General features: G+C 49.1%; 1 protein-coding gene. It reads left to right on the top strand.

Translation table 11 applies throughout. The features are described 5' to 3' along the window. Positions 1–292: 292 nt before the first annotated feature. Positions 293–1,482 (top strand): IS110 family transposase (locus G7Y39_RS13350; protein ID WP_165157917.1); only part of this gene is annotated, 1,190 nt, incomplete at its 3' end.

Raw genomic sequence — 1,482 nt, 5'->3', positions numbered from 1 at the left:
ATTCAGTCCCCCACACAGGCACGCCCGTGAAATAAACAGAGGTAACAGTTGGCCATCCGGGCACACAAGTCACCTCTGTCCGCAAAATGGCTAACGCCGTTTTGCTATCGAAAAAGATGGTATCTTTGCATCGTCAGAGACAAAAGCCGTTTATGCAATGGGTCGATCCCATGATTCAGTCTGGCTTATGGACTTCATCGAAAATATTATTGGTCGTAGGAGGCCGTTTGGTAGAGTGTAAATTTCCGGAAAGTCCTGTCTTTGGTTTTTACATACCATCAAAATCAGAAAAATGCGTGCAAAGAAAACAAAAGATTCGCAGACAGGAAAGTTTTCCGGTCTGAAAATCATCAACCATGATGTGGCGGGCATAGACGTGGGTGCCACCCTCATGCAGGTATGTGTCCCGTCGGATCGCAGCACCACCAACAACAGAGCCTTTGGAACATGCACCGGGGACCTGCGCCAAATTAGCGTCTGGCTTCGGCAATGCCGTATAACGAAAGTCATTATGGAATCTACCGGCATTTATTGGGTACAGCTTTTCCGCATGCTTCAGCAAGACGGATTCGAGGTTTACCTTGTCAATGCAGCCGATGCGAAAAACATGAGCGGGCGCAAGACAGATGTCGATGATGCCGAATGGCTGATGGTTTTGCTTGCCTACGGCATGTTCAAACCTTGTTATCAGTCTGACGCGGCTTCGCGAAAGCTACGCACATACACCCGTCTGCGCGAACAATATGTCGAGATGTCCTCCACGGCTGTTCAGCGGATGCAGAAGTCGCTTGAGCTGATGAACGTCAAGCTGACCGAAGTTCTGAGCAACATAGCCGGCGTGTCCGGCCTCCGGATGATTGAAGACATTCTGGCAGGTGAACGAGACCCCGGTACACTTGCATCATACGCCGACATCAGGTGCAAAGCCGGCAAAGAAGAAATAATGGCTTCCGTGGAAGGCACATGGGATGACGACCACATGTTCGCCCTGTCATTGGCCTACGAAGACTACAAGGCGGCTCAATCTAAAATTGCCCAATGTGACAAGAAAATCGAAGATACCGCCGCCTCAATGACTGTTCCGCTGGATATGCCTGAAGAAAAACGGGTTAAATCAGGCAAACGTCAGTATAAGAAAAACTCCATGGCTGTAAATGTAGAGGAATATTGCTATCGGGCATTTGGAGTCAACATAATGGCAATTCCGTCCATATCCCATTCCGCCGCATTGACGATATTGGCAGAACTGGGATCTGATTTCGTGCGCAAGTTTCCAACGGCCAATAAATTTGCGAAATGGTGCAATCTCGTACCGAACGACAAGATTACCGGGGGTAAAATCGTCTCGAGCAAGATGCTCAAACGCAAAAACAAAGTCGGACAGGCATTGCGACAAAGCGCGATGGCCTTATCCCGGTCAAAAGACGCCTTAGGCGCATATTATAGACGCATAAAAGCCCGCACCGGCGGAATACAGGCTAA

The organism is Parabacteroides sp. ZJ-118, assembly GCF_011038785.1.
Classification (GTDB): domain Bacteria; phylum Bacteroidota; class Bacteroidia; order Bacteroidales; family Tannerellaceae; genus Parabacteroides.
This window is presented reverse-complemented; position numbering and strand designations above follow the sequence as displayed.